The 26,213-nt window shown below is 72.8% G+C and carries 27 protein-coding genes; 12 read left to right on the top strand and 15 right to left on the bottom strand.

Going from position 1 to position 26,213, the window contains the following annotated elements; all coding sequences use genetic code 11:
- A partial coding sequence (locus tag BM242_RS31230; RefSeq protein WP_425443912.1) for a wHTH domain-containing protein occupies nucleotides 1-118 on the top strand: 118 nt, incomplete at its 5' end.
- A 646-nt stretch (nucleotides 119-764) separates the two neighbouring features.
- On the opposite strand, the gene BM242_RS21995 is transcribed toward BM242_RS31230, so the two are convergent.
- The 4 genes from BM242_RS21995 to BM242_RS21980 all read right to left on the bottom strand — a co-directional run bounded on the left by BM242_RS21995 (nucleotide 765) and on the right by BM242_RS21980 (nucleotide 4,516).
- Nucleotides 765-1,373 (bottom strand): superoxide dismutase, encoded by a 609-nt coding sequence (locus BM242_RS21995; RefSeq protein WP_093840615.1) that lies wholly within the window; start codon nucleotides 1,371-1,373, stop codon nucleotides 765-767.
- A gap of 228 nt (nucleotides 1,374-1,601) precedes the next feature.
- A complete protein-coding gene (locus tag BM242_RS21990) occupies nucleotides 1,602-2,975 on the bottom strand; it encodes a TrkH family potassium uptake protein (RefSeq protein WP_245834382.1) in 1,374 nt (457 codons plus the stop codon).
- A gap of 107 nt (nucleotides 2,976-3,082) precedes the next feature.
- Nucleotides 3,083-3,874, bottom strand: coding sequence for an EI24 domain-containing protein (locus BM242_RS21985; protein ID WP_245834381.1), 792 nt, complete (start codon nucleotides 3,872-3,874; stop codon nucleotides 3,083-3,085).
- Nucleotides 3,875-4,042: 168 nt separating this feature from the next.
- Complete coding sequence (locus tag BM242_RS21980) at nucleotides 4,043-4,516, bottom strand: GNAT family N-acetyltransferase (RefSeq protein WP_093840612.1); 474 nt, start codon at nucleotides 4,514-4,516, stop codon at nucleotides 4,043-4,045.
- Between the two features lie 158 nt (nucleotides 4,517-4,674).
- Between BM242_RS21980 and BM242_RS21975 the strand changes: the two genes are divergently transcribed.
- Complete coding sequence (locus BM242_RS21975) at nucleotides 4,675-5,274, top strand: peptidylprolyl isomerase (RefSeq protein ID WP_093840611.1); 600 nt, start codon at nucleotides 4,675-4,677, stop codon at nucleotides 5,272-5,274.
- Between the two features lie 20 nt (nucleotides 5,275-5,294).
- Here BM242_RS21975 and BM242_RS21970 read toward each other — a convergent pair whose 3' ends face one another.
- Nucleotides 5,295-6,323 carry an RNA polymerase sigma factor gene (locus BM242_RS21970; RefSeq protein WP_093840610.1) on the bottom strand — a complete coding sequence of 343 codons (1,029 nt, stop codon included), beginning with the start codon at nucleotides 6,321-6,323 and terminating at the stop codon, nucleotides 5,295-5,297.
- Between the two features lie 297 nt (nucleotides 6,324-6,620).
- Here BM242_RS21970 and BM242_RS21965 point away from each other — a divergent pair, with 297 nt between their 5' ends.
- From BM242_RS21965 to BM242_RS21950, 4 genes are all read left to right on the top strand, one after another.
- Nucleotides 6,621-7,064: an NUDIX domain-containing protein gene (locus BM242_RS21965; RefSeq protein WP_093840609.1), complete on the top strand. Its 444-nt coding sequence runs from the start codon at nucleotides 6,621-6,623 to the stop codon at nucleotides 7,062-7,064.
- A gap of 108 nt (nucleotides 7,065-7,172) precedes the next feature.
- Nucleotides 7,173-8,081 (top strand): 1-aminocyclopropane-1-carboxylate deaminase/D-cysteine desulfhydrase, encoded by a 909-nt coding sequence (locus tag BM242_RS21960; RefSeq protein WP_093840641.1) that lies wholly within the window; start codon nucleotides 7,173-7,175, stop codon nucleotides 8,079-8,081.
- Nucleotides 8,082-8,336: 255 nt separating this feature from the next.
- Nucleotides 8,337-8,750: an ATP-binding protein gene (locus BM242_RS21955; protein WP_093840640.1), complete on the top strand. Its 414-nt coding sequence runs from the start codon at nucleotides 8,337-8,339 to the stop codon at nucleotides 8,748-8,750.
- A 40-nt stretch (nucleotides 8,751-8,790) separates the two neighbouring features.
- The gene (locus tag BM242_RS21950; protein ID WP_425443909.1) at nucleotides 8,791-9,846 is read left to right on the top strand and encodes an RNA polymerase sigma factor SigF; all 1,056 of its coding nucleotides are present in this window, start codon (nucleotides 8,791-8,793) and stop codon (nucleotides 9,844-9,846) included.
- 36 nt (nucleotides 9,847-9,882) lie between these two features.
- Here BM242_RS21950 and BM242_RS21945 read toward each other — a convergent pair whose 3' ends face one another.
- Nucleotides 9,883-10,314 (bottom strand): hypothetical protein, encoded by a 432-nt coding sequence (locus BM242_RS21945; RefSeq protein WP_093840608.1) that lies wholly within the window; start codon nucleotides 10,312-10,314, stop codon nucleotides 9,883-9,885.
- Between the two features lie 73 nt (nucleotides 10,315-10,387).
- On the opposite strand from BM242_RS21945, the gene BM242_RS21940 reads away from it, so the two are divergent.
- Nucleotides 10,388-11,356, top strand: a complete 969-nt coding sequence (locus tag BM242_RS21940; protein WP_093840607.1) for a diacylglycerol/lipid kinase family protein — start codon at nucleotides 10,388-10,390, stop codon at nucleotides 11,354-11,356.
- Nucleotides 11,357-11,688: 332 nt separating this feature from the next.
- Entirely contained in the window at nucleotides 11,689-11,946 is a 258-nt protein-coding gene (locus BM242_RS21935) for a WhiB family transcriptional regulator (protein WP_093840606.1), read from the top strand.
- 170 nt (nucleotides 11,947-12,116) lie between these two features.
- Here the strand turns inward: BM242_RS21935 and BM242_RS21930 are convergent, their stop codons facing one another.
- Both BM242_RS21930 and BM242_RS21925 read right to left on the bottom strand, forming a co-directional pair.
- Nucleotides 12,117-13,619, bottom strand: a complete 1,503-nt coding sequence (locus tag BM242_RS21930) for a PAS domain-containing sensor histidine kinase (protein WP_093840639.1) — start codon at nucleotides 13,617-13,619, stop codon at nucleotides 12,117-12,119.
- A 390-nt stretch (nucleotides 13,620-14,009) separates the two neighbouring features.
- On the bottom strand, nucleotides 14,010-14,654 hold the full coding sequence (locus BM242_RS21925; protein WP_093840605.1) for a TetR/AcrR family transcriptional regulator: 645 nt from the start codon (nucleotides 14,652-14,654) through the stop codon (nucleotides 14,010-14,012).
- A gap of 188 nt (nucleotides 14,655-14,842) precedes the next feature.
- Here BM242_RS21925 and BM242_RS21920 point away from each other — a divergent pair, with 188 nt between their 5' ends.
- On the top strand, nucleotides 14,843-15,598 hold the full coding sequence (locus BM242_RS21920) for an SDR family oxidoreductase (RefSeq protein ID WP_093840604.1): 756 nt from the start codon (nucleotides 14,843-14,845) through the stop codon (nucleotides 15,596-15,598).
- A 93-nt stretch (nucleotides 15,599-15,691) separates the two neighbouring features.
- Here BM242_RS21920 and BM242_RS21915 read toward each other — a convergent pair whose 3' ends face one another.
- The 5 genes from BM242_RS21915 to BM242_RS21895 all read right to left on the bottom strand — a co-directional run bounded on the left by BM242_RS21915 (nucleotide 15,692) and on the right by BM242_RS21895 (nucleotide 21,828).
- On the bottom strand, nucleotides 15,692-16,741 hold the full coding sequence (locus tag BM242_RS21915; protein ID WP_093840603.1) for an SIS domain-containing protein: 1,050 nt from the start codon (nucleotides 16,739-16,741) through the stop codon (nucleotides 15,692-15,694).
- Between the two features lie 130 nt (nucleotides 16,742-16,871).
- Entirely contained in the window at nucleotides 16,872-18,401 is a 1,530-nt protein-coding gene (locus BM242_RS21910) for a glycoside hydrolase family 3 protein (RefSeq protein WP_093840602.1), read from the bottom strand.
- Between the two features lie 20 nt (nucleotides 18,402-18,421).
- Nucleotides 18,422-19,444, bottom strand: coding sequence for a carbohydrate ABC transporter permease (locus BM242_RS21905; protein ID WP_245834380.1), 1,023 nt, complete (start codon nucleotides 19,442-19,444; stop codon nucleotides 18,422-18,424).
- Nucleotides 19,441-20,397 carry a carbohydrate ABC transporter permease gene (locus BM242_RS21900; RefSeq protein ID WP_093840601.1) on the bottom strand — a complete coding sequence of 319 codons (957 nt, stop codon included), beginning with the start codon at nucleotides 20,395-20,397 and terminating at the stop codon, nucleotides 19,441-19,443. The genes BM242_RS21905 and BM242_RS21900 overlap by 4 nt, the downstream gene beginning before the upstream one ends.
- A gap of 141 nt (nucleotides 20,398-20,538) precedes the next feature.
- Complete coding sequence (locus BM242_RS21895; protein WP_093840600.1) at nucleotides 20,539-21,828, bottom strand: extracellular solute-binding protein; 1,290 nt, start codon at nucleotides 21,826-21,828, stop codon at nucleotides 20,539-20,541.
- Between the two features lie 270 nt (nucleotides 21,829-22,098).
- Here BM242_RS21895 and BM242_RS21890 point away from each other — a divergent pair, with 270 nt between their 5' ends.
- On the top strand, nucleotides 22,099-22,902 hold the full coding sequence (locus tag BM242_RS21890; RefSeq protein WP_093840599.1) for a GntR family transcriptional regulator: 804 nt from the start codon (nucleotides 22,099-22,101) through the stop codon (nucleotides 22,900-22,902).
- 473 nt (nucleotides 22,903-23,375) lie between these two features.
- Nucleotides 23,376-23,873, top strand: a complete 498-nt coding sequence (locus tag BM242_RS21885) for a GNAT family N-acetyltransferase (protein WP_093840598.1) — start codon at nucleotides 23,376-23,378, stop codon at nucleotides 23,871-23,873.
- Nucleotides 23,874-23,907: 34 nt separating this feature from the next.
- Here BM242_RS21885 and BM242_RS21880 read toward each other — a convergent pair whose 3' ends face one another.
- Nucleotides 23,908-24,285 (bottom strand): hypothetical protein, encoded by a 378-nt coding sequence (locus tag BM242_RS21880; protein ID WP_139238400.1) that lies wholly within the window; start codon nucleotides 24,283-24,285, stop codon nucleotides 23,908-23,910.
- 245 nt (nucleotides 24,286-24,530) lie between these two features.
- On the opposite strand from BM242_RS21880, the gene BM242_RS21875 reads away from it, so the two are divergent.
- On the top strand, nucleotides 24,531-25,733 hold the full coding sequence (locus tag BM242_RS21875) for an NAD(P)/FAD-dependent oxidoreductase (protein ID WP_093840637.1): 1,203 nt from the start codon (nucleotides 24,531-24,533) through the stop codon (nucleotides 25,731-25,733).
- On the opposite strand, the gene BM242_RS21870 is transcribed toward BM242_RS21875, so the two are convergent.
- On the bottom strand, nucleotides 25,720-26,160 hold the full coding sequence (locus BM242_RS21870; protein WP_093840596.1) for a hypothetical protein: 441 nt from the start codon (nucleotides 26,158-26,160) through the stop codon (nucleotides 25,720-25,722). The genes BM242_RS21875 and BM242_RS21870 overlap by 14 nt on opposite strands.
- Nucleotides 26,161-26,213 lie beyond the last annotated feature (53 nt).

The following is a 26,213-nucleotide window of genomic DNA, read 5'->3' as shown; positions in this document are numbered from 1 at the left end:
CCCCGCACACCTCCTCCACGCCGCCGCACGGACCGGCCGCACCCCCACCTACATCGCCACCCGCCTCACCGAACTCGGCTACACCCTGCCGACCACCGTGCGTTTCATCTCGCCATGAACGCTGCGCTGGCTCTTCGCCTCCCAACTCCCGCAGCCAACTTTGCAGCGTGACCAGGATGACTTGGGCAGCCGCCCGAAGCAGGCCGATGGCCGCTCCCCCTCACCGGTCCCGGCGGCGTCCCTTGGAGCAGCAGCCAGCGGCGCCGGTGAGCCGTGCACGGCACGGCCGATCGGGCCCACCTCCGGACACCTGCACCACGCCATCATGGAGACCCACTTCACCAGCGCCTGTGTCCTGCTAATCCCTGCAGCCTGATCGGCGAGGAACACTCTCCCGGCAGTCCCGGAGCGGTCCGCAGAGAGTCCGCAGGACAGCCGTAAGGGCCCGTCACGGGCCAACGCGGGCAAGCGGAAACAGGCCAGGTCACCGACGCGCGGCGGGAGTTGCCGCAGGTCAGGGACCTGGCCGGTTACTGGGAGACCAAGAAGGGCTGACCGCCCTTCCACCTCCCTGACCTGCGGGTATCTTCTCCGCATGGTCCTTGGTGACCCGCACCCGGTCCGCAGGCCGCCCACCACGGCGTCCCTACCGGACCGGGTGCGGTCGTTCCCGCTCTTGCCCCGGACGGGCGTGTCCCCGCAGAGCGACGACGGCCGCGGCATGGCCGGTTTCCGGGCCCGCCTGCTCTTCTCCGCGCGGCCGGTCAGGCGGCGGAGGCGGTGCGGTAGCGGGCCGCGACGTCGTTCCAGTCGACCAGGTCCCAGAGTCTGGTGACGTAGTCGGGGCGGACGTTGCGGTACTGGAGGTAGTAGGCGTGTTCCCAGGCGTCGAAGACCAGCAGCGGGGTGGAGCCCTGGCCGACGTTGCCGTGGTGGTCGTAGACCTGCTCCACGATCAGGCGGCGGCCCAGCGGTTCCCAGGCCAGCACGCCCCAGCCGGAGCCCTGCACGGAGGCGGTGGCCAGGGTGAGCTGCCGCTTGAACGCCTCGAAGCCGCCGAGGTGTTCGTCGATGGCGTCGGCCAGGGCGCCTGCCGGGCGGTCGCCGCCGTCGGGTGAGAGGTTCTGCCAGAAGATCGAGTGCAGGACATGGCCGGAGAGGTTGAAGGCGTAGGTCTTCTCCAGGCCGACCAGGCCGGCCGGGGTCAGCGCGTCCTTCTCGCGGGCCTCGGCGAGCTGCTCCAGGGTGTCGTTGGCGCCCTTGACGTAGGCGGCGTGGTGCCTGGCGTGGTGCAGTTCCAGGATCTCGCCGGTGATGGCCGGGGCCAGCGCACCGTAGTCGTAGGGCAGGTCGGGCAGCGTGTAGGCGCCCATGGTGGCTTCCTTTCCTTGACGGTGATCGTCCGTCACCCACCCTAAGCCCTTATTGCGAAGAGCTTGCAATAGCCCGAGCCATGCAGGAACATGGTGCACGGCGGGGCCGGCCCGTCAGCTTCGGCAGCAGCCGCCCATGCGGGCGTGCCCTTCCGAGGGATGATCGTCTTTCCTCCCGGCGCCCGCCGGTCCGGCCGGCCCCGCGCACCGCCTCCGCCCGCGTGCGGATCAGCCGATGACGGGGCGCTCCTCGGGGTAGTGGAAGCGGCGGGTGCGCTCGCGCAGGGCGAGCGCCGAGGCCAGGGTGATGGGGCCGAGGCGGCCGACGAACATCAGCATGACGAGGATCAGCTCGCCGGCCGGCGGCAGCTCGGCGGTGAGCCCGGCGGACAGCCCCACGGTGCCGAACGCCGAGACCGTCTCGAACAGCACCACCTCCAGCCCGGCCCCGGCCATGGCCTGGAGCGCGATGACGGCGGCGGCGACCAGGCCCACCCCGAGCAGGGCCACGGTCAGCGCCTGGCGCAGCACATGGGGAGAGAGCCGGCGGCGGAAGGCACCGGAGTCCGGCTCGCCGCGGACCTCGGCGAGGATCGCGGCGCCCAGGACGGCGAAGGTGGTGACCTTGATGCCGCCCGCGGTGCCGGCGCTGCCGCCGCCGATGAACATCAGCACGCAGGTGGCGAACAGCGTGGCGTGTCCCAGCGCGGCGATGTCGAGGGCGTTGAAGCCGGCGGTGCGGCTCATGGCGGAGTGGAAGAAGGCGTTGAGCAGCTTGCCCGGCACGTCCATCGGTCCCAGGGTGCCGGGGTTGGCCCACTCCAGCCCCAGCGTCAGCGCCGTGCCCGCCGCCAGCAGCGCGGCGGTGGTGGTCACGGTGAGCTTGAGATGCAGCGACCAGTTCCGGCTGCCGGTGGCGCGGTGGCGGGCGCGGTACCGCAGCACCTCGATGATCACGGGGAAGCCGATACCGCCCAGAATCACCGCCGCGGCCACCGGAAGGGTCACCCACGGATCGGCGGCGTAGCGGACCAGGCTGTCGGGGTACAGGCCGAAGCCGGCGTTGTTGAACGCCGAGACGGCGTGGAAGACCCCCGAGTACACCGCGTCCCCGAGCGGCTCGCCGTAGCCCAGGCGGAACCGGGCCGCCAGCAGCAGGGCGGTGACCCCTTCGGCGACCAGCGTGATCACCGCCACCCGCACGATGACGGCCCGCACCTCGCCCAGCCCCAGGGACTTGGTCTCCGCCTGCGCGGTCAGCTCCAGCCGCATCCGCATCCGGCCGGAAATCAGCAGCGCCAGCAGCGAGGCCATCGTCATGATGCCGAACCCGCCCACCTGGATCAGTCCCAGGATCACCGCCTGGCCGAAACCGCTCCAGTACGAGCCGGTGTCCACCACCGCCAGCCCGGTCACGCACACCGCCGAGGTCGCCGTGAACAGCGCGTCCACCGGCCCGGTCACCTCGCCGGACTGCGAGGAGGCGGGCAGTGCCAGCAGCGTGGCGCCGGCCACGGTCACCGTGCCGAAGGCCAGCACCACCGCCCGGGCGGGGTGCAGCCGCATCACCACCCCGCGCAGCCACATCGAAACAGCAGCCACCACAGCCTCCCGGCCCCTCGGCCCCTCGGCCCGCGTCGTGCGGACAGCGGCACGCTACGCCTGCCGGGCCGCCCGGCCGCGGGCGCCCTCCCGTCGCGGCCGGGCGGTCAGGCGGCGGGCGGGGCGGGGGCCGGGTGGAGGTCGCGGGCGAGGAGGGTGGCACCGGCGACGGCGCCGGGCATCAGAAAGACGGCGGCCAGCGGGATCAGAAAGAGCAGCGCCAGGGGGACGCCGAAGCCCAGGGCCCGCTTGCGGTGCGCGCGCATCAGCCGCAGCCGCGCCCTGACCGGCAGGCCGCGCCGCGACAGGGCGTAGGAGGAGAGCTCGGCGGTCAGAAAGAAGCCGGCCACGGCGATGCCCAGCACCGGGGCCAGGAGCTGCCCGGCGAACGGCACCAGGCCCAGGAAGAACAGCGGCACGGCGAACAGCAGGGCGCGCCAGAACATGTAGAGGCTCTCGCGTGCGGAGATCAGCAGCTCGCGCCAGAGCGGGCGGTCCGGGCCGGCCGGGACCGGGCCGTAGGCGGCCTCCACCCGGGCGGAGAGCGTGTCGTAGAACGGGTCGCCGATGAGCAGGGTGACGGCGGTGAAGGTGAGGGCGGCGAGCAGCAGCCCGGCGCCCACGAAGGCGATCCCGACGACAATCCGCAGGGCGGTGCGCCAGCCGCTGTCCCAGTCGTCGGCGAAGGGCGTCACCCAGGCCGCCAGGTTGTCCGCCCGGAAGGCGAGCACCAGCAGCGCGGCCGTGTAGAGGGCGAAGGTGATCAGCGCCGGGATCAGGCAGCGGGCGTAGCCGGCCGGGTGGCGGACCACCCAGCGCTGGCCCTGGCCGAAGAAGAACAGCCCGGCGGCATAGCCGCGCCGCCCCGGCGGCGGGGACGGCGCCGGGCTCGCGGGCACCGGCACGGGCGGCGGCACGGGCGGGCCGAAGCCGGGGCCCGGCGCGGAGGGCTGGGGAAATCCGTGTGCGTCGATGAAGGGGAGCCTAGCGGCTCGGGGGGACCGGTCGGCCCGGTACCCGGAGACCGGGTGCGGGCCGGTGGGGCCGGTGCGGCCGGTGCGGTGCCGCTACGGGCGGCGGTGCGTCATGATCAGCAGATCGCAGGGCGAGCCGTCGGTCTCCACCATGGCGCCGGGCACCGTCTCGGTGTGCTCGAAGTCCTCCGACTCGTAGAGGGTGCGGGCCCGGAGATTGTGCGGCTTCACATCCAGCCAGACCCGCTGCGCCCGGTGCTCCCGGTACGCCCGGGCGACCGAGGCGCGCAGCAGTTCCCGGCCCCGGCCCTCGCCGCGCAGCGCGGGGCGCAGCACCAGGCGGCGGACCTCGACCGCGCCCCCGCCGTCCCGCAACCCGGCCAGCACGCAGAATCCGGCCGGGGTGCCGTCCTCCTCGGCGGTCAGATGCTCCTGGTCGGGGTCGTCCAGGGCACGGCGGTGCCATTCCACTCCGGTCTCGCTGAGCCAGACCGCGGTGTCCGGGCCCATCTCCAGGGCGGCCAGCAGCGGAAGGTCATCGGGCGAGGTGGGACGCAAGGTGAGCATGCCCGAAGGGTAGTACCGCGCCGGCCGCCGGGCGTCCGGCGGTTGTGCCGGCCGCTGCCGCACCCTGCTGCACCGCGGGGTTGGTGGTGCATGATGTGGCTGCTGATGATGGCGTGTTCTCCTTGACGCCCCTCCCTACGCAGGAAGGCATTGCCGTGATGTCCGCGCGACGACGTCTCCTCTCCCCCGTGTTCACCGTGCTGCTCTCCGTGGGCCTGGTGACGGCCTGCTCCGGCGACGGCGACTCGTCCGGCCCGGCCGCGACGCAGGCGACCATCCACACCAGCATGGGCGACATCGCGGTGGAGCTGTTCCCCGAGCAGGCTCCTCTGACGGTGGAGAACTTCACCGGCCTGGCCACCGGCGACAAGGAGTGGGAGGGCCAGGAGGGCGACGAGCCGCTCTACGACGGCACGATCTTCCACCGGGTGATCGCCGATTTCATGATCCAGGGCGGCGACCCGCAGGGCACCGGTGCCGGCGGGCCCGGCTACCAGTTCGAGGACGAGTTCGATCCGGAGCTGACCTTCGACCGGCCCTATCTGCTGGCCATGGCCAACTCCGGGCCCAACACCAACGGCTCGCAGTTCTTCATCACCGTGGTGCCCACCCCGCACCTGGACCAGAAGCACACCATCTTCGGCGAGGTGGCCGACGAGGACAGCCAGGCCGTGGTGGACGCCATCGCCACGGTGGACACCGACGCGACCGACCGGCCGGTGGAGGACGTGGTCATCGAGAACATCACCGTGGAGTAGCCGGACGGGGCGGGGACGTCTCAGCCGCCGGCCAGCCGGGCCGCCCGCTCGTGCAGATGGCGCCGCTCCGGCAGGCTGCGCGTGGCCGCCGCCGCCCGCCGGTAGGCCTCCCGGGCGGCCGAGACCTCCCCGGCCCGCTCCAGCAGATGCGCCCGTACCGCGTCCAGCCGGTGCTGCCCGGCCAGCCGCTCGTCCCCGGCCACCTTCTCCAGCAGCTCCAGCCCGGCCCGGGGCCCGGCCACCATGGCCAGCGCCACCGCCCGGTTGAGCGTCACCACCGGGCTGGGCGCGATCCGCTCCAGCATCTCGTAGAGCGCCAGGATCTGCGGCCAGTCGGTGTCCTCGGCCCGCTCCGCCTCGTCGTGCACGGCGGCGATCGCCGCCTGCAACTGGTACGGGCCCGGCCGCCGGCGCCGCAGCGTGGCGGTGATCAGCGCCACCCCCTCGTCGATCGCCGCCCGGTCCCACCGGGACCTGTCCTGCTCGGCCAGCGGCACCAGGGCGCCGTCCGGCAGGGTGCGGGCCGGCCGGCGGGCATCGGTGAGCAGCATCAGCGCCAGCAGCCCGGCCACCTCCGGATCGTCCGGCAGCAGCCGGCCGAGGACGCGGGTGAGCCGGATCGCCTCGGCGACCAGATCGGTCCGCAGCAGCTCCGGGCCACTGGTGGCGGTGTAGCCCTCGTTGAAGATCAGATAGAGGATGTGCAGCACCTCCGGCAGCCGCCGGCCGCGGTCCTCGGGTCCCGGCAGCTCGAAGCGGGCACCGCTGCGCCGGATGCGCTGCTTGGCCCGGCTGATGCGCTGCCCCATGGTGGCCTCCGGCACCAGGAAGGCGTGCGCGATCTCGGCGGTGGTCAGACCGCCCACGGCGCGCAGCGTCAGGGCGATCCGGGAGGCCGGGGTCAGCTCCGGACGGCAGCAGAGGAAGAGCAGCACCAGGGTGTCGTCGGCGGACGGCGGCAGCTCGGTGTCGTCCGCGGCCGGGGCGGTGAGACGGTGCCGGGGCAGCAGCGCCAGCTCGGTGTCCTCGCCGGCCCCGGCGTCCGTCATGCGGCTCCCTCTCCCCCTCCGGGCCGCCGGGCCGACGGGGCTGCGTCACATCTCCGGGCCGGCGGCGGCCTCCATGACCGGCCGGACCTCGACGATACCCTCGTCGACACCCTCGTCGACCGTGCCGCCCGGGCCGGGCGCGGCCGCCGTGGTGCGGCTGCCTAGGCTGGCCCGATGAGCGCGTCCTCCTTTCCCGTCCCCGCAGGCCCGTCCGCCGCAGGCTCATCCGCCGCAGGCCCGGCCGCCGCTGCCTCCGGTCCGGCCGGTCCCGGCCCGCTGCCGCCGGCGCTCGGCTCGATGACCGTGCTCAGCGCCGCCGTGGTGGTGCACGACGCGGACGCGGGCCGGGTGCTGATGCTGCGCCGCGGGCCGCGGGCCAAGTTCGGCCGGGGGCTGTGGGACCTGCCGGTGGGCAAGTGCGACCCGGGCGAACCGGTCACCGCCGCCGCCGTGCGCGAGCTGTGGGAGGAGACCGGGCTGCGGGTCCGGGCGGAGGATCTGCAACTGGCCCATGTGGTGCACGCGGCGCGCGGCGCCGAGGCGCCCGCCGGCTTCGTCACCGTGGTTTTCCTGGTGCGCCGCTGGTCGGGCGAGCCGGTCAACCGCGAGCCGGAGAAGCACGCCGAGGTGCGGTGGGTGCCGGTGGACGCCCTGCCCGCCGAGGTGGTCCTCGACAGCGAACGGCTGGTCGGCGCCTGCCTGGAGCGGCCCCCCGCGGTCACCCTGCACGGCTGGACCTGACCCCGGCCCCCTGTCCCGTACGCCGCCCGGGCGGGGCGGGAGAATGGAGCGGTGGGTGTGAAGCGGACGGAGCGGGAAGCGGGGGGCACCGCCGGGGCGGCGGAGCGGGTGCTGGGCGTGCGCGGGCCGTCGCCGCTGGAGGAGGTGCGGGACGAGCGGTTCGCCCGGCACGGAGTGCGGCTGCTGCTCAAGCGCGACGATCTGCTGCACCCCGAGGTGACCGGCAACAAATGGCGCAAACTCGTGCCCAATCTGGACGCGGCGCTGGCCGGCGGCCATCGGTCCGTCCTCACCTTCGGCGGCGCCTGGTCCAATCATCTGCGCGCCACCGCCGCGGCCGGACGTCTGCTCGGCCTGCGCACCATCGGCGTGGTGCGCGGCGAGGAACTGGCCGGCCGGCCGCTCAACCCCTCGCTGGCCCGCTGCGCGGCCGACGGCATGCGGCTGCATTTCGTCAGCCGGGCCGACTACCGGGAGCGGCACCGGCCGGAGTATCTGCACCGGCTGTGCGCCGGGTTCGCCGCCGCGGGGCCGTTCGCGGAGCCCTATGTGGTGCCGGAGGGGGGCAGCAATGCCCTGGCGGTGCGCGGCTGTGCGGCGCTGGGCCGGGAGCTGGACGCCGCCGCCCCGCCCGGGCCGCGCCCGCATCTGGCGGCCGTGCCGTGCGGCACCGGGGGCACCCTGGCGGGCCTGGCGGCCGGGCTGGGCCGGGACCAGTCCGCGCTGGGCATCCCGGTGCTGAAGGGCGGTTTTCTGGCCGACGGGATACGGCGGCTGCAGTGCGAGACCTATGGCGCGCCGCGTGGCGACTGGCGCCTGGACGAGCGCTTCCACCACGGCGGTTACGCCCGTACGCCCGCCGCGCTCACCGCCTTCGCCGAGGATTTCGCCGCCCGGCACGGGGTGCCGGTGCCCGAGCCGGTCTATGTCGCCAAGCTGCTCTGGGCCCTGACCGCGCTCACCGCCGAGGGCGCTTTCCCGCCGGGGACGGTCCTGGCCGCGGTGATCACCGGATGACCGTCCAGCTGCTGATAATCCGCGCGAACTGCCGGAAAACACACGGCAACCCATCGGAATCTTCTGGGAATTGACCACCCCCTCTGGCCACAGATTGCACCGAATGCAATACGATGAGTGATAAGGCGACAGTGTGCCGCGGATCGGGGTAGCGTCTCGGACGGACCGGCGAACCAACGGGCACCACGGTTCGTTGGATGATGGCAAGGGCGTCCGGCGTGGCGCCCGTCCGTGTGGATCACCGTGGAGGTGAGGGTGACCGAGATCCCAGGGGAACGCGGCTCGCAGGACTTCGTGGAAGTCAGGCTCCCGGCCGCGGGAGCCTATCTGTCGGTACTCCGGACGGCCACGGCCGGACTGGCGGCCCGCCTGGACTTCACCCTTGACGAGATCGAGGACCTGCGGATCGCGGTGGACGAGGCCTGCGCGATCCTGCTCCAGCAGGCCATCCCCGGCTCAGCGCTGAGCTGCCTTTTCACCCTGGACGGGGACGCGCTGCACGTCACCGTCTCGGCGCCGACCACCGAGGGCCGCGCGCCGGAACGGGACACCTTCGCCTGGACCGTCCTGACCGCCCTCGCCGGCGAGGTGGAATCGGCGGTGGCCGAGGACCGCACGGTCAGCATCAGCCTGCACAAGAAGCGCGGCGCGGCACCGGGAACGCCGTGACCGCCGGCCGGGCACGTCAGGGGATGAGAAGGGGGCTGCTGTGAGGGATCTGAACGACGCGGCCCACGGCCCGCGCGCCGTGGGGCAGGCGGCACCGGCCGCCGCCGCGCAGCCCGGGCGGGACACCCGCCCGGCCCGTACCCGTCCTCCCCAGCACCGGTCCGCCGGCCATGCCGATGCCGCGGACCGTCCGGCCTCCTCCACGACCGCGCCCGGTCTGCCCGCCCAGCCCGGCCCGGCCGGCTCCCTGCCGTCCGCCCCCGGGGCAACCGTGGCGCCCTCCGCCGGAGCGGCACCGCTCCCGCCGGGCTCGTCCGGGCCGGGCGGCGGCGGCCGGAGCGCCCAGGACCGCGGCGCGGCCCGGGAACTCTTCGTCGAGCTGCGCACCCTGCCCGAGGGCTCGCCGCAGCGGGCGGAGCTGCGGGACCGTCTGGTGCGCATGCATCTGCCGCTGGTCGAGCATCTGGCGCGGCGGTTCCGCAACCGCGGCGAGCCGCTGGACGACCTCACCCAGGTGGCCACCATCGGCCTGATCAAGTCGGTGGACCGCTTCGACCCGGACCGGGGCGTGGAGTTCTCCACCTATGCCACGCCCACCGTGGTCGGCGAGATCAAGCGCCATTTCCGTGACAAGGGCTGGGCGGTGCGGGTGCCGCGCCGGCTCCAGGAGCTGCGGCTGTCGCTCTCCACGGCCACCGCCGAGCTGTCCCAGCAGCACGGGCGCGCGCCCACCGTGCACGAGCTGGCCGAGCGGCTGAAGATCTCCGAGGACGACGTCCTGGAGGGCCTGGAGTCGGCCAACGCCTACTCCACCCTCTCCCTGGACGTGCCGGACACCGACGACGAGTCCCCGGCCGTGGCCGACACCCTGGGCGCGGAGGACGACGCCCTGGAGGGCGTGGAGTACCGGGAGTCGCTCAAGCCGCTGCTGGAGGAACTGCCGCCGCGCGAGAAGAAGATCCTGCTGCTGCGCTTCTTCGGCAATATGACCCAGTCGCAGATCGCCCAGGAGGTCGGCATCTCGCAGATGCATGTCTCCCGGCTGCTGGCCCGCACGCTCGCCCAGCTGCGGGACAAGCTGCTCGTCGAGGAGTGAGCCCGGGGCGGGGGCCGGCCCGTCCGGCCCGTCCGGTCAGGCCGGGCGGCCCGGGGCGGCGGTGCCCAGCGCCCGGGTGGTCCGCGCGGAGAACAGGCACACCAGGGCGGTCACCGCGGCGGCCATCAGGGCCAGCCCGGCAGCCCGCAGCAGCCCGCCCTGGGCGAGAAGTTCGAAGCCGATCGGCAGGCACAGGATCTGCACCAGCACGGCCGGCCCGCGGGCCCAGCGGCGCAGCCGCCACAGTCCCGACGCGGCGGCCAGCGGGATGGCGGCCAGCGCCAGCACCGTCACCGCGCCGGTGACCGCCTGCGCCACCCCGTCCGGATCGCCGGTGACGACCAGGACGAGCATGAGCACCCCGAGCCCGGCGGCGGCCAGGCCCTCCAGTCCGGTCAGCACGGCCGCGGCGGCGGTGTGCGCCGGCCGGTTCTCGGGCCCCTTGGGGGCGGCGGCCTTCTCACTCACCCCGCCAGCGTAGCGAAGCCCCGGGAATGGCCGTGGCCGCCCGGGCCGGCGGGCGCCGGTTACGCTGCTGGGCATGCGCGCACTTCTCGTGGTCAATCCGGCGGCGACCACCACCAGCGTCCGGACCCGTGAGGTGCTCACCCATGCGCTGGCCAGCGAGCTGAAGCTGGAGGTGGCGGCCACCGAGTACCGGGGGCACGCCCGGGAGCTGGCGCGGCGGGCCGCCGAGCAGGGCTCGGTGGAGGCGGTGATCGCGCTCGGCGGCGACGGCACGGTGAACGAGGTGGTCAACGGCCTGCTGGAGCACGGCCCCGATCCGGACCGGCTGCCCCGGCTGGCCGTGGTGCCCGGCGGCTCCACCAATGTCTTCGCCCGCGCGCTGGGCATGCCCAACGATGTGGTGGAGGCGACCGGCGCGCTGCTGGACGCGCTGCGCACCGGCAGCGAGCGGCTGATCGGGCTGGGCCATGCGGCCGGTCCGGCGGACAGCCGGGACGCCGAGGTGCCGGCCCGCTGGTTCACCTTCTGCGCGGGGCTGGGATTCGACGCCGGGGTGGTGGGCCGGGTGGAGGCGCAGCGGGCCCGCGGCAAACGCTCCACCCATGCGCTGTATGTGCGGCAGACCCTGCGGCAGTTCCTCGGTGATCCGCAGCGTTCCCGGGGCACCATCACCGTCGAGCGGCCGGGTGAAGAACCGGTAACCGGTCTGGTGATGACGATAGTCTGCAACACCAATCCGTGGACCTATCTGGGAAATCGGCCGGTGTACCCCGTTCCGGGGACGTCGTTCGACTCGGCGCTCGATGTGATGGGCCTGACCAGTCTTTCCCCGGCGGCTCTGACGCGGTACGGAACGCAACTGCTGCGTTCCACCCCGGAGCGCGGGGTGCATGGCCGGCATGCCCTGTCACTCCACGATGTTCCGCGGTTCACGCTGCGCTGCGCACAGCCGCTCCCCTTTCAGCTCGACGGCGACCATCTGGGAGTGCGCACAGCCGTGACTTTCTCGGGTGTAGCCCGTGCACTGCGTGTGATTGTGTGAGTAGAACCGCCGAAAGTCCTTCCAGTCGAACGTTTAGGCGCGCCTCAACCCGCTGGAACTAGGGCTGTGAGCTAGGCGACACCGAAGAATCAAAAAAAACTTTCCAGAAGGGGTTGTATCGGCGCCCGAGGTTTGCGAACCTCTACATGGCGATCGGGACGGGCCGCCGGGCCGGTCCCTTGAGAGCCCGACTCCCCCCTCTCGCCCCGAATGGGACATGGCAAGGGGTCCTTTCAGTGACTCTGCGCGATGACTCGTTTCTGTCGGGGGACTCGTGAAAGCGTTCACATTCACAAGCAACGAGACTGCAATCCGCAGGAGATGGAGCAGACATGGACTGGCGTCACCGCGCCGTTTGCCGCGAAGAAGACCCTGAACTCTTCTTCCCGATCGGCAACACCGGTCCTGCGCTGCTGCAGATCGAGGAGGCCAAGGCGGTCTGCCGCCGCTGCCCCGTTCAGGAACAGTGCCTGCAGTGGGCACTGGAGACCGGCCAGGACTCCGGGGTCTGGGGCGGCCTGAGCGAGGACGAGCGTCGTGCCATGAAGCGCCGTGCCGCCCGCAACCGCGCCCGCAAGGCCACCGCCTGAACTGAGCGACGGTCCAGCACCTTCCGGCCACCACCGCCCCGAGCAGCAGCACCGCAGCACGCAGAAGTACGCAGCAGTACGCAGAAATACGCAGCACCGCGCCCGAAGTCGCTTCGAGCCCCGTACCGCAGGCCACCGCGGTACGGGGCTCAACGCTGTGTCCGGCGCCGTCAGCGCTTGGCGGGCGGCAGCGGCAGGTCGAGCATCACCCGGGTGCCGCCCCCGGGGGCCGTGGCCATCTCGAACCGGCCGCCCAACTCGCCCTCCACCAGGGTGCGGACGATCTGGAGCCCCAGGTTGCCGGAGGTCTGCGGGTCAAAGCCCGCGGGCAGCCCGCGCCCGTCGTCCACCACGGTGACCAGCAGCTTTCCCGCGCCGCGGCCCGCCTCGCCACGGGCCGCGGCCACTTCCACCGTGCCCTTGTCACCCGGCCCGAAGGCATGCTCCAGGGCGTTCTGCACCACCTCGGTGAGCACCATGGACAGCGGGGTGGCGGTCTCCGCGTCCAGCACCCCGAACCGGCCGGTGCGGCGGTGGGTGATCCGGCCCGGGGACAGTTCCGCGACCATGGCCAGCACCCGGTCCGCGATCTCGTCGAACTCCACCCGCTCGTCCAGGTTCTGGGAGAGCGTCTCGTGCACGATGGCGATCGAGCCGACCCGGCGGACCGCCTCGTCCAGCGCGGCCTTGGCCGGATTGGCCGGGCTGTCGGGGCTGTCGCCGCCGGCCGCTCCTATCCGCCGGGACTGCAGCCGCAGCAGCGCGGCCACGGTCTGCAGATTGTTCTTCACCCGGTGGTGGATTTCCCGGATGGTGGCGTCCTTGGTGATGAGCTCCCGCTCCCGGCGGCGGAGCTCGGTGACGTCGCGGAGCAGGATGATGGAGCCGATGCGCTCGCCGCGCGGCTTGAGCGGGATGGCGCGCAACTGGATCACGCAGTCCGCGCCCTCGATCTCGGCCTCCCGGGGCGCCCAGCCGCTGGCCAGTTTGACCAGCGACTCGTCCACCGGGCCGCGGCTGGGGGCGAGTTCGGCGGTGGTCTGGCCCAGCTCCAGGCCGACCAGATCGGCGTTCAGCCCCAGCCGGTGATAGGCGGAGAGCGCGTTGGGGCTGGCGTACTGGACGATGCCGTCGGCGTCCAGCCGGATGAAACCGTCCCCGACCCGGGGCGCGCGGTCCATGCCGCCCTGCTGGCCGGGGTAGGGGAAGGCGCCGGTGGCGATCATCTGGGCCAGATCGGCGGCGCTCTGCAGATAGGTGAGCTCCAGCCGGCTGGGGGTGCGCACGGTGAGCAGATTGGTGTTGCGGGCGATCACGCCGAGTACCCGGCTGTCCCGGCGGACCGGGATGGACTCCACCCGGACGGGGACCTCCTCCCGCCACTCCGGATCGCCCTCGCGCACGATGCGGCCCTCGTCCAGGGCCGCGTCCAGCAGCGGGCGGCGGCCCCGGGGGACGGTGTGGCCCACCATGTCGTCCTGGTAGGAGGTGGGGCCGGTGTTGGGCCGCATCTGGGCGACCGAGATGTAGCGGTCGCCGTCCCGGGTGGGCAGCCAGAGGACGAGGTCGGCGAAGGAGAGGTCGGCCAGCAACTGCCACTCGCTCACCAGCAGGTGCAGCCATTCGAGATCGGTCTCGTCCAGATCGGTATGGGCGCGGACGAGGTCGTTCATGGAAGGCACACGGCCGAGCTTACCGGCGGTCACACCCTTGACCTGCACTTCCCCATGCCCCAACCCTGCCCGGCCTGCCGGCACTCTCACGCACCGTGATCATGCCCTCAAGAGACGACACCACGATGACCATTCCCGACCGCCGGGGCAAAAACTCGGACAGGATCTGTTCAGAGCATGGACACAAGCGATTGGTCCAGTCCAGAATGAGGGAAGTCTTCTGTCCTCTCCGCACAAGAGGACAGAGCGAGGCCATGGCGCTCTCTGCCCTGACGGTGCCCTGGCCGCGATGCTCCGGGCTGCGGTGCCGGGGGAGTTGAGGGTCTCCCGCCGGCGCCGCGGCCCGTGGCTGTTTCCGGGGCCGGACGCCGGGTCTCCGTCCGCCGGGCCTCAGTCCGCGGCGGCGTCCGCGGTGCCGTGGTCCGCCGTCTCGCCGGTGCCCGGCCAGGCGGCCATGGCGGCCTCCGCCACCGCCTCCAGCTCGGCCCGCCCGGCGCCGTCCCTGGCCTGCTGGCTCATGCCCTGCATCACCGCGGCGACGAAGGCGGCCAGCGCCGCCGGATCGGCCCCGGCCGGCAGCAGTCCGGCCGCGGCGTCGGCCCGGATGCGGTCCCGGATGGCGGCCATGTTGCCCAGCCGTAGCCCGCGCAGCCGCTCGGCCACCTCCCGGGAGGTGTCGCCGCAGTTCACCGCGGCATTGGTGACCATGCAGCCCGGGGGCCGGCCGGGCAGGGTGTAGTTCTCCGCGGCCTCCCGCAGCACCCGGCGCACGGCCCGGCGGGCGGTGGGCTCCTCGGCCAGGGCGCGCCGGGTGAAGCCGCCCCAGTCGTGCAGATAGACCTCCACGGCCTCCAGGAAGAGCGTCTTCTTGTCGCCGAAGGCGGCATAGAGGCTGGGCGCGCCGATCCCCATGGCCTCGGTGAGATCGGAGACGGAGGTCGGCTCGTAGCCGTGCTCCCAGAAGGCGTCGACGGCCTTCCGCAGTGCGGCCTCCCGGTCGAAGGACCGGGGCCGCCCGCGCCGTTTCTCCGTCATGGCCCCATGGTGCCAGATCAGGACATTTTCTGTAGTGCGCGTTACAGCAGCCGCTCCGGCCGGGCCGGGAAGCAAGGACCGGCGGGCATCGGACATTTAACTAGCGCTCGCTACAAAAAGCGTCGGGGGGCTGCTAGCGTGCCGTCCGTACCGATTTTGTATCACTCACTACAGAAAGAGGGTGCGGCATGTCCACACTCAGCGGCAAGACCGCGCTGGTCACCGGGGCGAGCCGGGGCATCGGGCGGGCCGTCGCCGAGCGGCTGGCCCGGGACGGCGCCCGGGTGGCCGTGCACTACGGGCAGAGCGAAGGCGGCGCCAAGGAGACCGTGGCCGCGATCGAGGCGGCCGGCGGCAGCGCCTTCCCGCTGCGCGCCGACCTGAGCACCGGTGACGGCACGGCCCGGCTGTGGGCCGAGTTCGACCGGTCGGCCGGCGGACTGGACATCCTGGTCAACAACGCCGGGGTGGTCGGCACCCGGCAGGGGGCCGGCGCGGTCACCGAGGAGAACATCGACCACCTGCTCGCGGTGAACCTCAAGGCGCCGCTGCTGCTCACCGCGGCCGGCCTGGACCGGTTGCGGGACGGCGGGCGGATCGTCAACGTCTCCACCGTGCTGACCCGGCGCCCGATGGTCACGGAGCTGCTGCCGTACGCCGTCAGCAAGGCCCCGCTGGATGTGTACACCACGTTCCTGGCCCGGGAGCTGGCGCCGCGCGGCATCACCGTCAACGCGGTCGCGCCCGGTGCCACGGACACCGACATGAACGCCGACTGGCTGCGCGCCAGTGACGAGGGCCGGGCCGCTGCCGCCGCCTTCGCCGCCCTCGGACGGGTGGGCGAGCCGGCCGACATCGCCGACGTGGTGGGCTTCCTGGTCTCCGAGGACGCCCGCTGGGTCACCGGCCAGTGGCTGGAGACCGGCGGCGGCGTGCTGCTCTGAGCGGCGGCGTCTCCGCGGCGGTGCCCCGGTTCCGGCCCGCCCCCGTGCGGGCCGGAACCGGGGCGCCGCCGGTCCGGCGGGTCCGGCGGGGGTTCAGCGGGTTTCGGTGACCTTGGCCAGGGAGCGGGGGGCGTCGGGGTCCTGGCCGCGGGCGATGGTGACCTCGTGGGCGAGGAGCTGGAGCGGCAGGATCTCCAGCACCGGCTGGAGCTCCTCCGGGACGCCGTCGGCGGGCAGCACAAAACCGGCGGAGGCACCGGCCACCGCCGCGGCCGGGCCGACCACCATCAGGTCCGCGCCCCGGTCGGCCAGCCGCTCCAGCACCGGGCGCAGTGCCTCGCCGCCGCGGCCCTCGGTGACGATGGCGATCACCGGGGAGACGTTGTCCACCATGGCCAGCGGGCCGTGCAGCAGATCGGCGCCGGAGTAGGAGAGCGCGGGGATGTAGCTGGTCTCCATCAGCTTCAGCGCCGCCTCCTTGGCCGTCGGGTAGCCGTAGCCGCGGGAGGTGATGACCATCCGCTCGGCAAAGCGGTAGCGGGCGGCCAGGTTCCGGATCTCGGCCCCCCGGGCCAGGATCTCCTCGGCCAGCGCGGGCAGTTCCTTCGCCCGCGCGGCGCCGTCTGAGCCGCCCAGGGCTTCCACGAACAGATACAGCGCCAGCAGCGAGGCGGTATAGGTCTTGGTGGCGGGCAGCGCCCGCTCCGGTCCGGCCAGGATGCCGATGTGGTACTCGCTGACCGCCGCCAGCGGGGAGTCCGGGTTGTTGGTGACGGCCAGGGTGATCGCCCCGGCCTCCCGGGCGGCCCGGGTGGAGGCGACCAGATCGGGCGAACCGCCGGACTGGCTGACCGTGATCACCAGCACATCGGTGAGGTCCTGCGGGGCGTTGTAGGCGGTGGTGACGGACATCGAGGTCAGCCCGCACGGCCTGCCCAGCCGGATCTCCAGCAGGTACTTGGCGTACAGCGCCGCATTGTCCGAGGTGCCGCGGGCGGTGAGCAGCACGAACCGCGGGGCGCGCGCCGCGATCTCCTCGGCCACGGCACGGATGCGCGGCATCCCCTCGCCGAGCAGCCGCCGCAGCACGGCCGGCTGTTCGGCGATCTCCCGGGCCATGATGCGTCCGGCCTGCGCGGTCATTGCGTGTGCCTCCTGTGGGGCGGTGTTCCGGTACGGCGGGGGGCGGCCTCCGGCCGGGCGGGGCCAGGGCCGCGGTCGGCGGCGCGGGGATCGGCGCGGGGATCGGCGCGGGGGTCGGCGCGGGGGTCGGTCATGGTGCGGTGAGCGCCTCCGCGGCGGCCCGGCCGCAGACGCGGGCGGCGCCGTGGGTGGCCAGGTGCAGGGCGCCGGCGGGCGGGGCCTGCGGGATGCCCATCTCCACCACCACCGTGTCCGGGCGGGCGGCCAGCAGCGCGTCCAGCGCGGCGGCCATCCAGGGGTGGCGGTGCACGTCCCGCACCACCGCGACCACCGGACGCTCCCCGGCCCCGGCCAGGATGTCGGCCACCAGCCGCCCGGTGCCGTCCGCCTCGGCCCGGTCGCGGCCGTAGCGGGCCACCCGGGTGCCGGGCAGCAGGCCGTCCAGATGGCCGCCGACGCCCCACGGGGTCTCGGCGCCGACCGCGACATTGGCGGCGGCGGAGAACTCGGCGACATAGGGCGGGGTGGTCAGCACCGGCCGGGGCGCGCCCGGGTCGCGGGGCGTGACGCGCAGCGCCCGGCGGGCGGCGGCCAGGCCGATGTCTTCCCCCGCCGCGGCCGGGCGGCGGGCGGCAGCGCGCTGCTCCGCGGCCTGGCGGCCCAGGGCGCGCACCCGCCGCGCCGCGTCGTGCAGCCGCTCCTGGGGCAGTTCGCCGGAGCGGACGGCGGCCACGATCGCGTCGCGCAGCCGCTCCACCTCCGCCCAGTCGGAGGCGCGGCCGGCCACGCAGATGGCGTCCGCCCCGGCGGCGACGGACAGCGCCGCGCCGCGCGGCATGCCCCAGGTGGCCGCGATGGCGTCCATGTCCAGCGCGTCGGTGAAGATCAGGCCCTGGAAGCCGAGACCGCCCTCGCTCACCGGGGCGCGCAGCAGCCCGGTCAGCACGGCCGGGCTGAGCGTGCCGGGCCGGTCGGGATCGAGCGCCGGGACGACGATGTGCGCCGACATCACGCAGCGCGTGCCGGCCGCGATCGCCGCCCGGAAGGGCGCCAGCTCGCGCTCGTGCAGTGTCGGCAGGTCCACCGGGACGCGCGGCATGGCCAGATGGGAATCGGTGTCGGTGTCGCCGTGGCCCGGGAAGTGCTTGACGCAGGCGGCGACGCCGGCCGACTGGAGCCCTTCCACAAAGGCAGCGGTGTGCCGGGCGACCAGCTCGGGATCGTCGCCGAAGGAGCGGGTGCCGATCACCGGGTTGCGCGGGTCGGAGTTGACGTCCGCGGACGGTCCCCAGACCAGGTTGGCTCCGGCGGCGGCGATCCGGCGGCCCATCTCCGCGGCCACCTCCCGGGTGAGTCCGGTGTCGTCCACCGCGCCCAGCGCGTTGGCGCCGGGGAAGGAGGAGCCGGTGCGCACCTCCAGCCGGGTGACGTCGCCGCCCTCCTCGTCCAGGGCGATCAGCACCTCGGGGTTGGCGGCCCGGAGCCGGTCGGTGAGGGCGGCGAGCTGCTCGGCGGAGACCACGTTGCGGCCGAAGACGCCGACCCCGGTCATGCCGTTCTCCAGACCGCGCAGCAGCCAGTCGGGGGCGGTGTCGGTGCCGTCGAAGGCGGGCTGGAGGACGGCCAGGGCGTCGCGGGCGATGCGGGCTTCGTCACTCATGGGCGGGTCAGTGGTCCCTTCTATCCCTTCACGGCACCGGCGGCCATGCCTCCGGTGACCCGTCGCTGGATGATCAGGAAGAGGATCACGACCGGGAGGGTCACCAGGGTGGAGGCGGCCATGGTCGCGCCCCAGTCGTTGCCGAACGCGGTCTGGAAGGAGGAGAGCCAGATGGGCAGGGTCTTGGCCTCGGGGGACTTGTTGAGCACCAGCACCATGGCGAACTCGTTCCAGGCCATGATGAAGCCGAAGATGGAGGTGGCCATCAGGCCCGGGGCCAGCAGCGGGAAGATCACCCGGAAGAAGGCGCCGGTCCGGCCGCAGCCGTCGATCATGGCGGCCTCCTCCAGTTCCCTGGGCACGGCGGCGATGAAGCCGCGCAGCGTCCAGATGGTGAAGGGCAGCGCCATCACGAAGTAGATCAGCGTCAGCGACCACACGCTGTTGAGCATGTCCAGGTCGCGGGCGTTGAGATACATGACGATGATCAGCACTTCCCAGGGCGCCATCTGGGCCACCATCACCACCAGCACCATGGCCCGGCGGCCCCGGAACCGCATCCGGGCCAGGGCGAAGCCGGCCATCAGGGCGACCAGCAGGGCCAGCAGCACCGCGCCCAGGGTGACGATCACGCTGTTGGCGGCATAGGTCCAGAACAGTTCGGCGCCGGTGGCGGTGGAGTAGTTCTCGAAGGTGGGGACGAAGAGGAAGGACGGGTCCTTGGTGAGGATGTCCGTCTGCGGCTTCAGCGAGCTGGACACCATCCAGTAGACGGGGAACAGGAACACCGCGATGAGCAGCAGGGCGGCGGCGTTGGGCCAGATCCGGCCGGGGGCCGTGCCGCGCGGGCGGTGCGGCCCCCGCCGCACCGGCGCGGCGGTGCCGGTGCCGGTGCGGCGGGGGGCGGCGCCGCGGCCGGTGCCGTCGGCCACGGTCTGCCGGACGGGGTCGGCGGCCGGCGGAGCCCCCAGCGGCCCGGAGACGTTCAGCCCGGCCATCCGGTCCGTGGTCTTCTCCACCGGGGCCGTGGAATCGGGGCTCATGACTGCTGCTCCTTCTCCTGCTTGAGGATCAGGCGGAAGTAGAAGGACAGGGCGACCAGCAGGATCAGCAGGGTGAGCACGGAGATCGCGGCGGCGGCCCCGAACTGCTGCTGGCCCATGCCCTCGATGTACGCCATCACCGGCAGGGTCTCGGACTCGCGGTCCGGGCCGCCGCTGTTGAGGGCGTAGACCTGGGCGAACGCCTTGAACACCCAGATGATCTCCAGGAAGGTGGTGATCAGGAAGAACGGCCGCATGATCGGCAGCACCACGGACCAGAAGATGCGCCAGGCCGAGGCGCCGTCCATCCGGGCGGCCTCGTAGATCTCGCCGCCGATGGTGGTCAGGCCGGCGTAGAGATTGAGCGCCACGAACGGCACCGACATCCAGACGATCAGGACGGTGGCGATGGTGAGCGTGGAGAAGCCGGACTCGAACCAGTTGTGCTGCTCGTAGCCGTCGAAGCCGAGCGTGCGCATGACCCAGTTGGCCAGGCCGAACTGGGTGTCGAACAGCCAGCGGAAGACGGTGGTGCTGGGGATGATCGGCATGGCCCAGGCGAGCACCAGGGCGATGGACAGCGCCAGCCGCATCTTCTTGCCGAGCCGGTTCAGCAGCAGGCCGACCAGGGTGCCGAGCACCATGATCAGCACCACGTTGGCGCCCATGAAGACGAAGGTGCGGCCGACGGTGGACCAGAAGCGGTCGTCGTCCAGGACATCCGCGTAGTTGTCCAGGCCGGTCCACTCGGTGGTGCGGGTGATGATCTGCCGTTTGCCGAACTCCTGGAAGGAGATCAGCACATTGCGCACCAGCGCCCAGCCCAGGATCAGGGCGAGTGCGGCCACAGCGGGCAGGATCAGCAGATAGGGCACCAGGCCGGCGCCCCACGGCCGCCGGGGCCGTCCGCGCGCCTCCGCGGCAACTGGTGTGCCCGGGGTCTGAGCCGTCATAGTCGTGTCTTCCGTCTTCCTCGCGCTCTCACTCGCGCTGGTGCGCGCCCGGTGCCGGCCGGTGTGCGGACGGCGGGACAGCGGACAGCCCCCGGGGCCGCCGGCGGGGCTCCCCCGCCGGCGGCCCCTGCGGGGCGGGTGTCACTCGCGGTTGATGCGGTCGGTGATCTCCGCGTCCGCGGCCTCGGCGGCCTCGGCGTAGTCGTCACCGTTGAGCACCTTGGTCATGTACGACTTGATGGGGTTGGGGTCGGTCTCGACATTGGCCCATCCAGTGGTCAGCGGAGGAAGGTAGCCGACCTCCGCGGCCTGCACCATGGCCTCGGCGAAGGAGCCGGCCTCCGGGGAGGCGGTCACATCGGTGCGGTTGGGGATCACGCCGCCGCCCATGGCGTCCACGTACTTCTGCGCCCACTCCTGGGAGGTGGCCAGCTCCAGCCACTTGGTGGCGTACTCCTTGCTGCCGGCCCGCTCGGCCACGGCCAGGTTGGAGCCGCCCAGGAAGACGTGGCCGGGCTCGTCGGCGGTCTTGCCGGGGATCGGGAAGTAGCCGAAGTCGGCGGTCCCGCCCTTCTCCTCGATGGCGGCGATGGCCCCGCCGGCCTCCCAGCCCAGGCCGATCCAGGAGGCGATCTTCTCATTCGGGACCACGTCCACGGACTGCTGCGGGGTGGCCTCGTCGGTGTCCTTGGGAGCCGTGGAGAACTCCTGGAGCTGCTGGTAGAACTCCATGCCGGCCTGCGCCTGAGGGGTGTTCAGGGCGCCGGCCCACTCCTCGCCCTCCTTGACCGCGAAGGCGCCGCCCTCGTCGGCCATGAAGCCGCCGGCCACGTACCAGCTCTGGCCGGGCAGGTAGATCGGCTGGGCGTCGGTGTTGGCCTCGATGGTCTCCAGGGCCTCGATCCACTCCTCGCGGGTGGTCGGGACCTCGGCGCCGGCCTCCGCCCAGATGGCCTTGTCATAGATGACCGCGCGGTTGGCGCCGTACATGGGCACGGAGTAAAGGGCGCCGTCCACCTGGGCGGACTCCAGCATGGTGGCGTTCCACGGCTGGTCGGCCAGGTCGCCGAGGTCGGCCAGGCCGCCGGTGGTGGCAAAGCCCACGGTCTGGGTGTTGCCTATCTCCAGGACATCCACGGTGCCGTCCTCGGAGAGGGCGGTGGTGATCTTCTCCTGGATGCCGTTCCACTCCTGGATCTCGACATTCACCTCGACACCGTGCTCGGCCTCGAAGGCGGTGTTCAGCTCGTCCAGCCAGGCGTCCGGAGCGGAGCCGGTCATGATCCATACGGTGATGGCCTCCGGCTTGTCCCCGCCGCCACCGCCGCCGCCACCGGCGTTGTCATTGCCACTGTCGCCGTCGCTGCCGCACGCGACCGCACCTGCGGCCATCGCTGCCACGCCGATGGCTGCCATAAGCTTGCGCTTCACGTCATCCTCCTCAGGGGGAGGCCGGACCCCCTTGCGCCTGGTCACGGGACGGCCTTTAGTGGTGTACTCAAGAGGTGTAGACCAGTTGCATGACAGGCTGGACTAGACCAGTAGGGGTGTCAAGGGCCGCACAAGGGACCGGCTCCGTCCGTTACCGGAACGACATCTGCGCGAAGAAGCGCCCGGGTTCCGGCCCATGACACGATTGAGCCGCACTATTCGGAGGAGCCGGTGTCAACAGCACGGAAAGAGCCGGGGAGGCGCGCCAAGGTGACCGACGCAAGCGCTGTCGTCAACACCGCCGGCGGCAACGCCGCAGGTGGTCAGGGCACGACAGGCGGAGACGGCGACCGCACACGGACCGCGCGGGTACCGAAGTACTACCGGCTCAAGCGGCACCTCCAGGACATGACGGAGACCATGCCGCCGGGCACCCCGGTGCCGCCGGAGCGCTCGCTGGCCGCGGAGTTCGACACCTCCCGCACCACCGTCCGGCAGGCGCTCCAGGAGCTGGTGGTGGAGGGCCGGCTGGAGCGCATCCAGGGCAAGGGCACCTTCGTGGCCAAGCCCAAGGTGGCCCAGGTGCTCCAGTTGACCTCTTATACGGAGGACATGCGCGCGCAGGGCCTGGAGCCCACCTCACAGCTTCTGGAGATCGGCTACATCACCGCCGACGACCGGCTGAGCCGGCTGCTGGACATTCCCGAGGGCGGCCGGGTGCTGCGCATCGAGCGGCTGCGGCTGGCCAACGGCGAGCCGATGGCCATCGAGACCACCCATCTGTCCCAGGAACGCTTCCCGGCGCTGCGCCGCTCGCTGGTGAAGTACACCTCGCTGTACACGGCGCTGGCCGAGGTCTACGGGGTCCATCTGGCGCACGCCGAGGAGACCATCGAGACCTCGCTGGCCACCCCGCGGGAGGCCGGCCTGCTGGGCACCGATGTCGGACTGCCCATGCTGATGCTCTCCCGCCACTCCCGGGACAGCAACGGCGATCCGGTGGAGTGGGTGCGCTCGGTCTACCGCGGCGACCGCTACAAGTTCGTGGCCAACCTCGAACGCCCCGGCGGCTGAAGCCGTCCGGCGGACGTTTCCGCCGCCGGGCGGCCGTTGGGCGTCGCACCGCCGGAGACCGCCCTGCGGCGCGGAGCCGGCCTGCCCGGGCCGCCCTGGATTCCCCTTCCGGCCGCCACAACGCCGGTCCGGCAGCGGCGCGGCACATGAACCCCCGTCGGCATGCCCGTCCGCCCTCGCTCCGCTCCCCTCCCCTTGTTCCCTTGGCGCGGTGCCGGTGTGGGCCGGCGGGCGGGCACGCGCCACCATGCGGCGGGATGCCCGCCGCCGCCGGCCGCTTCAGGCCGCACCCCGGCCGCACGGGTCACATGCCGGGCCGGAGGACCGCCGGCCTCTCCCCGCATCCTGCCCGGCCGGCGGCCCTCCCTTCCCCAGCCCGCTCCGGCCCGCCCCGGCCAGGTATACCCGGCCGGGGCGGGCCGCCCCCGTTGCGGGCAGGTCCCGATGTCGGTGCCATGCCGCACCATGGCCTCATGGACATCACCATCCGCGAGGCCCTGGCCGAGGAGCTGCTGCCTGCCGCCGATCTGCTCACCCGCGCCTATCTGGACGACGGCCTGCTCACCTTCGGCACCGACGACCCCTATCTGGCCACCCTGCGCGACACCCCGCACCGCGCAGCCGAGGCCGAACTGCTGGTGGCCGTCGATCCGGCGGACGGCGCCCTCCTCGGTACGGTCACCTTCGCCCCCGAGGGCCCGTATGCCGAGATCTCCCGGCCCCAGGAGGCGGAGTTCCGCATGCTGGCCGTCTCCCCCGCGGCACGCGGCCGGGGTGTCGGCGAGGCGCTGGTGCGCGCCTGCATCGGCCGGGCCCAGTCCCGCGGCATGCGCGGCATAGTGCTGTCCACCTCACCGCTGATGCACACCGCCCACCGTCTCTACCGGCGCCTGGGCTTCGCCCGCACCCCCGAGCGGGACTGGTCGCCCACCCCCGACTTCACCCTGCACGTCTACACCCTCACCTGGTGACCACTCCCCTGGTGGCCAAGCGCCCGCGCCCGGCTCAGAAGCCCCGCGGCGGCTGCCCCGGCCCGCCCATCGGCGCCGGGGGACCCTGCGGCGCGGCGTAGGCCGCCGGCGCAGCCGCGTTCTGCCGCCGGGGCGAACCGATCGACACGGCCACCGAGCCCAGCATCAGGCCGATCCCGGAAAGCCCCGCCACCAGCGACTCCCCCGGCCACTCGAACGACCCGTGCTGAGAGCTGCATATCTCCTCCTGCCGCGGGCTCTCCGGCGTGCCCTCGTTCTCGGTGGTGCACCGGTAGGAGAAGGAGACGCCCATGGTGTCCGGGCTGGACCCCATGACCGAGAGGGCATAGACGAACATGGCCGGCCCTCCCAGCAGAAACAGCACCTGGAAGGTACGAGCAGCAGGATGCACGGCCGGACTCCCCCGATTCGGTCAACAACCGGGACCTGACCCTATAGCCGCCGCCCACCCCGCCATCCCTCGATGAGAGCGGGACGAGAGCGACCGGAGAGCAGCCGGAGAACACCCACCGCACCCGGCCCCGGGCCGTACCGCTCCCGCCGGGCGTGAGCCGGCTCACGGTCACCGCGCCCGTGTCACAACGGGCCCTCCTCCGGTGTCTTGTGGTCGAGCCCCTGGAAACGGAGGAGAAGAACATGGCGGAGAACACCGAGGTGGTCGTGGTCGGCGGCGGATACGCCGGGGTCACGGCGGCCAACCGTCTGACGCAGCGCGAGGACGTGCGGGTGACCCTGGTCAACACGCGCCCGGCCTTTGTCGAGCGCATCCGCCTGCACCAACTGGTGGCCGGCTCCTACGACGCGACCACCGACTACCGTCAGGTGCTGGCCGAACGGGTCCGGCTGGTCGTCGACACGGTGACCCGGATCGACGCGGCCGGGCGCAGCGTGACCCTGACCGACGGCGGCACGCTCGGCTACGACTATCTGGTCTATGCGGTGGGCAGCGGCAGCGCCGAGCCCCAGGTGCCCGGAGCCGCCCTGTTCAGCTACCCGCTCGCCAGCCTGGAGCAGGCGGAACGGCTGCGGCCGGTCCTGGAGGCCGCGTCCGCCTCGGCCCCGGTGACGGTGGTCGGCGCCGGCCCGTCCGGCCTGGAGACCGCCGCCGAGCTGGCGGAGGAGGGCCGCGCCGTCACCCTGGTCTGCGGCGGGCCCCTCGGCCCCTATCTGCACGCCCGGGGCCGGCGCTCGGTCGCCAGGCGGCTGGCCCGGCTCGGCGTGACCGTGGTCGACGGTCCCGGCACCCGGGTCACGGAGGTGACCCGCGACGTGGTGCGGCTCGCCGACGGCCGCGAACTGCCCAGCGAGGTGACCGTCTGGACCGCCGGCTTCGGCGTGCCGGACCTGGCCGCCCGCAGCGGGCTGGCCGTCGACGCCGAGGGCCGCCTGCTCACCGACGAGACGCTGACCAGCGTGGACGACCTGCACATCATTGCGGCCGGCGACTCCGCCGCACCGTCCGACCTGCCGTTCCGGATGAGCTGCCAGGCCGCCGGGCAGCTCGGCGCCCAGGCCGCCGAAACCGTGCTCAGCCGGATCGCGGGCAGGCAGCCCGCCCCCGTCAACGTGGTCTTCGCCGGCCAGTGCATCAGCCTGGGCCGGGGCGGCGGCATCTTCCAGTTCGCCTCCAGGAACGACCACGCCAACCCGCTCTACGTCGGCGGCCGTGCCGGGGCGAAGCTCAAGGAGTTCGTCTGCAAGAGCACGCTCAAGCAGCTGGCGGGCGAGGCCCGCAAGCCCGGCGGCGTCACCCTGGGTACCCAGTCCCTGATCAAGAACACCCAGCGCCGGGACCTGCTCCGGACCAGGCACGGCAGCACCCCGCTCACTCTGCCCTGAGTCTCCGCTCCCGCTGCTGGTCCCGCTGCTGGGCCCGCTGCTGGGCCCAGAGGATTTCGGACATGTGGGCGGCGCGCAGGTCGTTGGGGACGGTGAACAGTTCCTCTCCGGTGAGCGCCGAGCGCAGGGTGACCCGGCGGCGGTCCACCCGGGTCACCGTGCAGACCTGGCCGTGGCGCACGGACCAGACGGCCGCGCCCGGTTCCAGGGTGATGCGGTGCGCCATCGCGCCGGTGAGCATCAGATTGCCCACCGCCGCCGCGTCCTCCACGGCCAGCGGCGCGATGTCGACGCGCAGCCTGCCCGCGTCGCCCACCAGCCGGACCGGGGCGGCCACGCCCACGACGCCGAACATGTCCAGCAGCAGATCACGCGCCCGCCGGGCCGCCTCCGCGTGCCCGTCGGTCGTACAGGCCGGAACATTCATGAGCCGGATACCTCCTCCACTTTCGGGTGCATCCAGTTCATCGGCCGGACGCC

This window comes from Streptomyces aidingensis, from assembly GCF_900112355.1.
Lineage (GTDB): Bacteria > Actinomycetota > Actinomycetes > Streptomycetales > Streptomycetaceae > Streptomyces > Streptomyces aidingensis.
The sequence above is the reverse complement of the archived record's forward strand: the minus strand, read 5'-3'. Positions and strand labels throughout refer to the sequence as shown.

Excerpts from the sequence above, each read along its gene's own strand:
- BM242_RS21995 (WP_093840615.1), bottom strand. The coding sequence starts at position 1,373 with ATGGGCGCCTACACGCTGCCCGACCTGCCCTACGACTACGGTGCGCTG.
- BM242_RS21980 (WP_093840612.1), bottom strand. The coding sequence starts at position 4,516 with ATGCTCACCTTGCGTCCCACCTCGCCCGATGACCTTCCGCTGCTGGCC.
- BM242_RS21975 (WP_093840611.1), top strand. The coding sequence starts at position 4,675 with ATGTCCGCGCGACGACGTCTCCTCTCCCCCGTGTTCACCGTGCTGCTC.
- BM242_RS21970 (WP_093840610.1), bottom strand. The coding sequence starts at position 6,323 with ATGACGGACGCCGGGGCCGGCGAGGACACCGAGCTGGCGCTGCTGCCC.
- BM242_RS21965 (WP_093840609.1), top strand. The coding sequence starts at position 6,621 with ATGACCGTGCTCAGCGCCGCCGTGGTGGTGCACGACGCGGACGCGGGC.
- BM242_RS21940 (WP_093840607.1), top strand. The coding sequence starts at position 10,388 with ATGCGCGCACTTCTCGTGGTCAATCCGGCGGCGACCACCACCAGCGTC.
- BM242_RS21935 (WP_093840606.1), top strand. The coding sequence starts at position 11,689 with ATGGACTGGCGTCACCGCGCCGTTTGCCGCGAAGAAGACCCTGAACTC.
- BM242_RS21930 (WP_093840639.1), bottom strand. The coding sequence starts at position 13,619 with ATGAACGACCTCGTCCGCGCCCATACCGATCTGGACGAGACCGATCTC.
- BM242_RS21925 (WP_093840605.1), bottom strand. The coding sequence starts at position 14,654 with ATGACGGAGAAACGGCGCGGGCGGCCCCGGTCCTTCGACCGGGAGGCC.
- BM242_RS21920 (WP_093840604.1), top strand. The coding sequence starts at position 14,843 with ATGTCCACACTCAGCGGCAAGACCGCGCTGGTCACCGGGGCGAGCCGG.
- BM242_RS21915 (WP_093840603.1), bottom strand. The coding sequence starts at position 16,741 with ATGACCGCGCAGGCCGGACGCATCATGGCCCGGGAGATCGCCGAACAG.
- BM242_RS21910 (WP_093840602.1), bottom strand. The coding sequence starts at position 18,401 with ATGAGTGACGAAGCCCGCATCGCCCGCGACGCCCTGGCCGTCCTCCAG.
- BM242_RS21905 (WP_245834380.1), bottom strand. The coding sequence starts at position 19,444 with ATGAGCCCCGATTCCACGGCCCCGGTGGAGAAGACCACGGACCGGATG.
- BM242_RS21900 (WP_093840601.1), bottom strand. The coding sequence starts at position 20,397 with ATGACGGCTCAGACCCCGGGCACACCAGTTGCCGCGGAGGCGCGCGGA.
- BM242_RS21885 (WP_093840598.1), top strand. The coding sequence starts at position 23,376 with ATGGACATCACCATCCGCGAGGCCCTGGCCGAGGAGCTGCTGCCTGCC.
- BM242_RS21875 (WP_093840637.1), top strand. The coding sequence starts at position 24,531 with ATGGCGGAGAACACCGAGGTGGTCGTGGTCGGCGGCGGATACGCCGGG.
- BM242_RS21870 (WP_093840596.1), bottom strand. The coding sequence starts at position 26,160 with ATGAATGTTCCGGCCTGTACGACCGACGGGCACGCGGAGGCGGCCCGG.